The sequence below is a fragment of the Martelella radicis genome (assembly GCF_014196625.1).
In the GTDB taxonomy this organism is placed as follows: Bacteria; Pseudomonadota; Alphaproteobacteria; order Rhizobiales; family Rhizobiaceae; genus Martelella; species Martelella radicis.
Window position 1 is genome coordinate 26,124 of record NZ_JACIDZ010000026.1, and the last position, 8,262, is coordinate 34,385.

General features: G+C 60.9%; 8 protein-coding genes. 2 read left to right on the forward strand and 6 right to left on the reverse strand.

What is annotated here, in order from left to right; all coding sequences use genetic code 11:
* Positions 1-7: 7 nt before the first annotated feature.
* From GGR30_RS22465 to bcoG, 3 genes are all read right to left on the reverse strand, one after another.
* Positions 8-1,594 carry an ABC transporter substrate-binding protein gene (locus GGR30_RS22465; protein ID WP_183491392.1) on the reverse strand — a complete coding sequence of 529 codons (1,587 nt, stop codon included), beginning with the start codon at positions 1,592-1,594 and terminating at the stop codon, positions 8-10.
* A gap of 107 nt (positions 1,595-1,701) precedes the next feature.
* Complete coding sequence (locus GGR30_RS22470; protein ID WP_183491394.1) at positions 1,702-3,147, reverse strand: carnitine 3-dehydrogenase; 1,446 nt, start codon at positions 3,145-3,147, stop codon at positions 1,702-1,704.
* Positions 3,144-4,067: a 3-dehydrocarnitine:acetyl-CoA trimethylamine transferase BcoG gene (gene bcoG, locus GGR30_RS22475; RefSeq protein WP_183491396.1), complete on the reverse strand. Its 924-nt coding sequence runs from the start codon at positions 4,065-4,067 to the stop codon at positions 3,144-3,146. The genes GGR30_RS22470 and bcoG overlap by 4 nt, the downstream gene beginning before the upstream one ends.
* Positions 4,068-4,491: 424 nt before the next feature.
* Here bcoG and GGR30_RS22480 point away from each other — a divergent pair, with 424 nt between their 5' ends.
* On the forward strand, positions 4,492-5,418 hold the full coding sequence (locus GGR30_RS22480) for a GlxA family transcriptional regulator (protein ID WP_183491397.1): 927 nt from the start codon (positions 4,492-4,494) through the stop codon (positions 5,416-5,418).
* 7 nt (positions 5,419-5,425) lie between these two features.
* Here the strand turns inward: GGR30_RS22480 and GGR30_RS22485 are convergent, their stop codons facing one another.
* Both GGR30_RS22485 and GGR30_RS22490 read right to left on the reverse strand, forming a co-directional pair.
* Complete coding sequence (locus tag GGR30_RS22485; RefSeq protein ID WP_343066536.1) at positions 5,426-6,310, reverse strand: alpha/beta hydrolase; 885 nt, start codon at positions 6,308-6,310, stop codon at positions 5,426-5,428.
* A gap of 28 nt (positions 6,311-6,338) precedes the next feature.
* Complete coding sequence (locus GGR30_RS22490) at positions 6,339-6,482, reverse strand: hypothetical protein (RefSeq protein ID WP_183491411.1); 144 nt, start codon at positions 6,480-6,482, stop codon at positions 6,339-6,341.
* 162 nt (positions 6,483-6,644) lie between these two features.
* On the opposite strand from GGR30_RS22490, the gene GGR30_RS22495 reads away from it, so the two are divergent.
* On the forward strand, positions 6,645-7,028 hold the full coding sequence (locus GGR30_RS22495) for a GFA family protein (RefSeq protein WP_183491401.1): 384 nt from the start codon (positions 6,645-6,647) through the stop codon (positions 7,026-7,028).
* A gap of 595 nt (positions 7,029-7,623) precedes the next feature.
* Here GGR30_RS22495 and GGR30_RS22500 read toward each other — a convergent pair.
* On the reverse strand, positions 7,624-8,007 hold the full coding sequence (locus tag GGR30_RS22500) for a hypothetical protein (protein ID WP_183491403.1): 384 nt from the start codon (positions 8,005-8,007) through the stop codon (positions 7,624-7,626).
* Positions 8,008-8,262 lie beyond the last annotated feature (255 nt).

Below are 8,262 nucleotides of genomic sequence, written 5' to 3' on the forward strand. Positions count from 1 at the left end.
GGGCGCCTCATGCCTTCCAGCATTTTACGGGAGCAAGACCGTTCATCAGCTCGAAGACGCCGTTTTCTTCCCAGCCCTGAACATCGGTGCTGACAGCCTGAACGAACTCGTTGAACATCGGGCAGATGAGACCGCCTTCGTCGCGCAGGATCTTCGCCATCTGGCTGTACTGGTCCTTGCGCTTGGCCTGATCCAGTTCACCCTTGGCCTCCAGAAGAAGTTCGTCGAACTCCTCATTGTAGAAGTGGGTGTCATTCCAGTCGGCGCTGGAAAGATAGGCGGTGGTGTACATCTGGTCCTGAACCGGGCGGCCATCCCAGTAGGAGGCGCAGAACGGCGTGTTGTTCCAGACATCCGACCAGTAGCCATCATCGGGCTCGCGCTGGATCTCAAGCGGAATGCCCGCTGCCTGCGCGCTCTGCTGGAAAAGCTGCGCGGCATCGACCGCGCCCGGGAAGGCGGTTTCGGCAACACGCAGGATAATCGGGCTGCCGTCATGACCGGAAGCCTTGTAGAGCTCGGCGGCCTTTTCCGGATCGTAGGTGCGCTGCTCGATGCTGTCGTCAAACAGCGGATAGCTTTCGTTGATCGGGAAGTCGTTGCCGACCGAACCATAGCCACGCAGGATCTTTTCGACCATTTCCTCACGGTTGATCGCGTATTTCAGGGCGTTGCGCAGCTCCTTGTTGTCGAAGGGCGGCTGGTCGCACTGCATGATGAAGACGTAATGGCCACGACCGGCAACATGGTCGACGGTGATGTTCGGCGCACGGTCAAGCAGACCGGCAACGCGTGGCGCGACCTGGTTGACAATATCGACCTGACCGGACTGAAGCGCGGCATTGCGCGCCGTCGCATCATTGATGATGGTCATTTCGATCGTGTCGAAGTGACCACGGCTGTCGTCCCAGTAGTCGGCAAACTTTTCGAAGGTGTAACGAACGCCGGGTTCCGCCTCGACAATCTTGTAGGCGCCGGTACCGATACCGGCCGTCGGGTCTTCGCGACCACCGCCCGGCTGGATCGCCAGATGGAAGTCGGAGAGGAGATAAGGAAGGTCGGCCGTCGGCACATCGACTTCGACGATCAGGTTTTCGCCATCGACGCGGATATCGGAAATGCCGCGCATGATGCCGAGCGCGCCGGACTTGGAATCCTCATCCGAATGGCGCAGCAGCGTCTGGCGTACATCTTCCGGCGTCATCGTCTCGCCGTTGTGGAACTTGACGCCCTGGCGGATCTTGAAGGTCCAGGTCTTGGCATCGTCGGAGGCTTCGAAGGATTCCGCCAGACGCGGGTTCAGCGAACCATCGGCATTCACTTCGAGAAGCTGTTCGCCGTAAGCGCGAACGACGTGAAACGGCACCTGGCTGGCAATCAGCGCCGGGTCGAGCGAGGTGGTGGACGAGCCGCCGCCAAGGCCCATGCGCAACGTGCCGCCCTTGACCGGCTCCTGCGCCATGGCCATGCGGCCGAACATCGAATTGGCGGCTACAGCGCCGACGCCGAGCGCCGAGGTGCGGGCGATGAATGCGCGACGCGACATGCCGCTCTTCAACATGCTGGCTGTGAGAGATTTCCGAAATTTTTTCATTTTTGCTTCCGTCTTGGTTTGGGTTTGTCCGCAAACGAGGCGGCTCGCATGCCTCTCAGATGGGGCGGAATAAAAGTGTTGGAACGAGCCCGTATGAAACTTGGCAGCTAACGCGTGCCGGGGCGCTCGCCGACAAAGCGGCCGGCGCCATCGGCATCGAAACCGGAATGTATGCGCTCGAATTCCGCCAGCTTTTCGGCGACCTCGCCTTCCGGAACGCATGAGCGCCGGGCATTGAGATCCGTGTGCAGCAGCAGCGTCTCGACGGTGGCCGCCAATTCGCCGTCGCCGCGGAAAAGCCGGTGAAAGAGGTGCATCTTCTTGCCCTGGCCGGAGAGCAGCTGCGACGTCGCCGTCAGCCTGTCGCCCTCGTGAACCTCATTGAGATAGCGCACATGGCTTTCGACGGTGAAATAGCTGAGGCCGCTGGCGATATAGGAGGCATCCGCGCCGATCAGTTCCATGAAGCCATCGGTCGCCTTGGAGCCGGCCTCCAGATAGAAGGTCTCGTTCATGTGGCCGTTATAGTCGGTCCATGATGGCGGCACCTGGCGGCTAAGCGTCACGGGAAGGCCATCGCGCGCTCCGCTGACAACAAGATCGGCCTCATGCGCCGACAAAACCTTGCCGGCGGCATTGTCGCTGACCTTCAGCGCCCGCAGGATGCCAACAAGGTTGTCGTCGCGCTCCCGCTCCAGCGACCGGATCGACTTTTCACCCGACTGGTCGTCCGACTGACCGGCGATCAGCTCGACAAGCTCGTCGTTGAATTCCGGCACGTCCATGAGCTTCGTCCACGGCCATGACAGCGCCGGGCCGAACTGCGCCATGAAATGCTTCATGCCCGCCTCGCCTCCGGCAATGCGGTAGGTCTCGAACAGGCCCATCTGGGCAAAGCGTAGGCCGAAGCCCATGCGGATCGCCTCGTCGATATCCTCTGTAGTGGCAACGCCGTCCTTCACCAGCCAAAGGCTTTCACGCCAGATCGCTTCGAGAAGTCGGTCGGCGATATGGGCGTCGATTTCCTTTTTCACCGTCAGCGGATACATGCCGATGGAGCGGAGGATCCCGGCGGCCTTTTCGCAGGTCGCCTTGTCGCCGACGAGCTCGACCAGCGGCAGAAGATAGACCGGATTGAACGGATGAGCGACGATGGCGCGGGCGCCCTTTTCATCCAGCTCCGACGGTTTGAAACCCGATGTCGATGAACCGATGATCGCCCCCTGCCCTGCCGCCGCAGAAATGGCGGCATGGGTTTCATGCTTCAGCGCCAGCCGCTCCGGCACGCTTTCCTGCACCCAGATAGCACCGGCAACGGCCTCTTGCAGCGTGGCGCAGAAGGTCAGCGTCCCCTCGGCAGGCAACGGCTTGTCGTAGAGCGCCGGCAGCGAGCGACGGGCATTGGTTATGACTTCGCCGATCTTGCGCTCGGCTTCCGGATCAGGATCGAACACCGCAACGTCAAAACCGTTCAGCAGGAAGCGCGCGGCCCAGCCGCCGCCAATCACGCCGCCGCCGACAATCGCAGCCTTCGATAGGCCATCCCCGCTCATCGCGCAGCACCCTTCGGCGCGCGTTTCACGAGACCGAGCTTCTCACGCACGGCTTCCGGGCCAATGACGCGGGCGCCCATAGTCTCGGCAACCGTCACGGCCTTTTCGACAAGCTGGGCATTGGTGGCGAGCACGCCCTTCGACAGATAGATATTGTCTTCCAGACCGACGCGGATATTGCCGCCGGCAAGCATGGCCGCCGCCGCATAGGGCATCTGGTCACGGCCGAGCGAGAAGGCCGACCAGTGCCAGTCTTCCGGCACATTGTTGACCATGGCCATGAAGGTGTTGAGGTCGTTCGGCGCGCCCCACGGAACGCCCATGCACAGCTGCACCAGCGCCGGCGAGGTCAGGATGCCTTCCTTGACCAACTGCTTGGCAAACCAGAGATGGCCGGTATCAAACGCCTCGATCTCGGGCTTCACGCCGAGATCGGTCATCATCTGGCCCATGGCGCGCAGCATGCCGGGCGTATTGGTCATCACGTAGTCGGCTTCGGCGAAATTCATCGTGCCGCAATCGAGCGTGCAGAGTTCCGGCAAGCATTCGGCGATGTGGACGACACGTTCGGCAGCGCCGATCATGTCGGTTCCGGCCTCGTTGACCGGCAGCGGCTTTTCCGTCGACCCGAAGATGATGTCGCCGCCCATGCCGGCCGTCAGGTTCAGCACCACATCAACCTCCGCATCGCGGATGCGGTCGGTCACTTCGCGATAGAGCGTCGGAAGACGTGAAGGAACACCGGTTTCGGGATCGCGGACATGACAGTGGACGATGGCAGCGCCCGCCTTGGCGGCATCGATGGCGCTCCTTGCAATCGCTTCAGCCGAACGGGGAACATGGGGAGAGCGGTCCTGGGTGCTGCCCGAACCGGTGACAGCGCATGTGATGAAAACATCCCTGTTCATTGTCAGAGGCATGAATACTCCTGTTACGTCGCTCCCGTCAGCAAAGCCGGCGAGCGAAAATTCTTGTTGCGCACAAACCGGCCAATGGCCTTTGCCGGCCGGGTGCGAATTCCAAATTTTGTTCGCGCAGATTCACGCCCTGCGCGGCGCTTAGCGTGCAAATCTGAATCGGACTTCGGATGCAGGAAGCATCCCGGCACGCGGCATTCAACCATGTGCATGACCCGGTGGAAAAACAGTCACATGCCGCTTGGGATAAGCATGCCCCCGTCAGGGTAGACCTCGTCACCGGCTCGTCCGATTGTCTCAGCAACGGGCCTGAGGCGCGCTGTCGCAAAGACATGACGGTTTCGATGGGCAGGAGAATAGGATAGCCAGACCTATGTGTTTTATCTTATTGTGCCATTTTATTGTCCAATGATGCCGAATACGCCACATGAACGTCACATTCCTGCTCCTTGACGGCTTTTCGAACCTGGTTTTCTCCTGTCTTCTCGAACCGCTTCGCATGGTTCACGATCTCTATCGGGAAGATATCAATTGGCGGGTCATCAGCGCCGATGACGGGATGGTGGAGAGCTCGTCGCACCTGCTGCTTGTTCCCACGGCAAAGCGCGAAGACATCGAGGCTTCCGATCTTCTCGTTATCATTTCCAGCAACGGCTACCGCCAGCATCCGACGCCGGAAAACCAGCGCCTCGTCATGGCGCTCGCCCGACAGAGCCGTTATGTCATCGGCGCGGATGCCGGCGCATGGATGCTCGCCTCGACCGGCCTCCTCGACGACCTGACGGCAACGCTGCACTGGTCGGTGATCAGCGAATTTGCGGAGACCTTTCCGGACGTTCACGTCAGCCAGGCAAGCTACGTCAAGGAAGGGCGGCTGTGGAGCTGCGGCGGCGCCTCGACGGCGCTGGAACTCATTCTCGCCTTCATCACCGAGGAGTTCGGCGCGGCCAGAGCGTTCATGGTCTCATCCATGTTCATGCATGATGCAAGCCCGCAGCGCGACGGCGCGCGCATGCCGACGGCGCTTTCCGTGCCAGGTCGCAGCAAGATGGACGCCATCATCAACATCATGGTGGAAACGATCGAAAATCCGCTTTCGCTCAGCGCGCTTGCCGAACGCGCCCACATGTCGACCCGCACCCTCAACCGGCTGTTCAAGGCCGAGCTCGGCATGTCGCCGGGGCAGTATTACCAGAACATCAGGCTGACCCACGCCCGCGAAATGGCGGAAAACACGGCTCTGGGCCTACGCGAAATCGCGATCCGCTCCGGCTATTCGAATGCCCCCGCCCTCAGCAAGGCCTTTCGCAAGGCCTATGGTCACTCGCTGCGCAAGATCGAAAAGAAGCCGTGACTGGCCTTCAGCCGCCATGGCACAGAAGCGAAAGCCGCTCCGTGATCCGCCGGAACATATCCGCCGCCCGCTGGCTGCGGTGACGGGCGCGCAACCAGCCATGCACCAATCCCGCCCCGGTTTCGACATGGACGGCAACGCCGACGGCTTGCGCCGCCGCCTGATAGCGCAGCGCATCATCGTGCAGCGGATCGCACTCGGCGGGATAAATGAAGGTCGGCGGCAGGCGGGCGAGATCGCCGGCCCGCGGCGTGGCGCTCGGATCATCCGGCGTGCCGCCGCGCACATCGCCATAGCCGCGCAACTCTTCGCGGGAAAGCAACGGCGCATGGGCGTGGGTCTCGAAGCTTCCGCCCTCCGGCGCGAAACCGAGCGAGGGATAGATCAGCACCTGCCCCGCAAGCGCCGGCCCCACCCACGTTCCGGCCACGCAGGCGCAGAGCGACGCGCCGGCGCTATCGCCGCAAAGCACCAGCCGATGCGCCTCTGCAGCCACGCGCACGACGGCCATCGCATCATCATAGGCGGCCGGATGGCGGTGCTCCGGCGCCAGCCGGTAGTCGACGGACACCACCTGCACGCCGGTGGTAACGGCAATCTCCGCGCAGACGTCGTCGTGGCTTTCAAGCCCGCCCAGCACAAAGCCGCCGCCATGGGCATAGACAATGACCGTATCGGTCTCTGCCCCATAAAAGCGAACCGGCACGCCAGCGACCACCCCGTCGGCAACCGCGAGCCCCTGCGGCCGCCCGGCATGAAAATGCGCCGCCATGCGATCGTAAGCCGCCCGCTGCCCGTCCCAATCATCACCCTTGAGGTCTGCGGGGTAGAAAGCCAGTGTTTCATTGACGAAGTCGAGAATGGCCTGGTCCAGATAAGTCTGATAATCCACGAAGACGCTCCCTTGGCTGCAGGGATCGTTAGCCCATCTTCCCATCGGCAAACAAGTTCTGATTGAGCAGGCCACAAAAACCATCAGCGATCTGAACGCGAAGCTGTTCGGCTTGCCAACCAGCATGCGAGCAAACAAGGAGATTGCTGAAGATCCCTGTATCGATCTCCATCCTTCGTGGTTCACTTCTTCATTTCTGTCATTTCGGCAGAAAGGCTATGCATGGACCGGTATTATGGGCGCATATCCCAGCGCCGACTTCGCCGCGCTCGCCGCCGATCCGAAAGTCGAGCGATCATGTGCAAGCAGTTGAAAAATGAGGGAGAGGATTGAGATGATCAAGGGTAGATGCGAATGCGGCGCGGTCGCTTTCGAGGTGGAAAATGCGCGCGACACCGTCACGGTCTGCCATTGCAGCCAGTGCAGGCGAACGAGCGGTCATCTCTGGGCATCGACCCACGCGCCATTCGACCAAGTAACGTTCCTGAATGACGAAGGATTGCGATGGTACGCGTCGTCCGATCATGCCAAACGCGGCTTCTGCATGCATTGCGGATCCAGCCTGTTCTATCGCATGAATGACGAGGCCGGCATCGGCATCGCCGCTGGTTGCCTGGACGACACTTCCACCTTGCGCATCAGCAAACACATCTTCGTTGCCGACAAAGGCGACTACTATTCGCGGCCAGAACTCCCCGAAATTATCGAGAATAGCTAAAACCGTTCCGGTTTCAATGAAGGCGATTCTGTTTCGGCTAACCGGAAGGGCTCTGTTAACTACGGCTCACCCGTGGCCACTGACCTATCCATTGCGACGGATATATCGGCGCAGAATAGCAAAAAGGCCTCACCCGGTAAGAATGAAGCCTTTGATATTCTTGATAAAACAGTTTTGGTTGCGGGGGCAGGATTTGGACACTGTTTTGTTTCCGGCATGGATAAGGTTTCCGAGGGAAAGGGTTCCGTCGTCCTGACGGTGCAAGTCCGAGCCAGTGGGTGATATCGGGTTCGATGGCGAAAAGCTCGAGAACGCGGCCAGGCGACTGATGCACCAACGACTCGGTAGAGTCCGTCGCGGCATAAAATGGCGGCACCGGCGGCGCGATTATGGCTCGCGTTTCGGCGAGATGGGTCAGCGTAAGAAGGTCGCCCAGCTGCAGCGGGGCCCTACACACCATCATCACCAGCCGGCGCCGTTCCTCAAAGACCACGTCCATACGGTCTCTTGGCGCCTGTCGCCGAATATACTCTTCCTTCGCTCGGTTGAGCAACGCGGACGACCGCGCCTAACTGGGGCCTTAAACTTCGCCAACCTATTTGTCCTGTTGCAGCGCAACCTGGCCTTGGGTGTCGAGGTAGACATAATGCGCCGCGTCATAGTCGGGCTCACCGTCGAGATACCGCTCTTCGCCGCAACTTTCGCCATTGTCCGCGACGACCAGCCGGACCAGACCGTTGTGGAATTCGGGTTTCGGGCGAGCATCGCAGACGGCGATACCTTCAATCCGGTCAGGCACGAACGCCACGTCACCCTCTCGGGTCATATAGCCGAATTCCCTGGCCCCCTCATATTCGGCAACCACGGGGGCCAACCCGTCGTGAAAACTGCCGGCCGACCCGATTTCGGCGCGCACGGGGGCGCCGCCGTCCGCAGCCGGGAGGGTCACGTCATCAAATACAAAATCATTGCTGTCCATGAAGGCTATTTCGAAGGCGCCTGTCCAAACCTGCGCCAGGCCTTCGGAGAAGGGCTCGACCCCGTCCAGTGTCCATTTTCGCGGGATCTGAAGCCGCTGACCTGCCCCCCCTTGCGCCCCTCGTTCAATTCGAGAGTCTGCGGGTTAGTCACTGCGCCCATTTGTTGGAGCGCCGGTCTCACGTTCAGTTGGTGGAACGAAAGACGACCGGCCCGGCGGGAGGAATTGCGGCCTGCCGAGCTGAGGCAGAGCCGC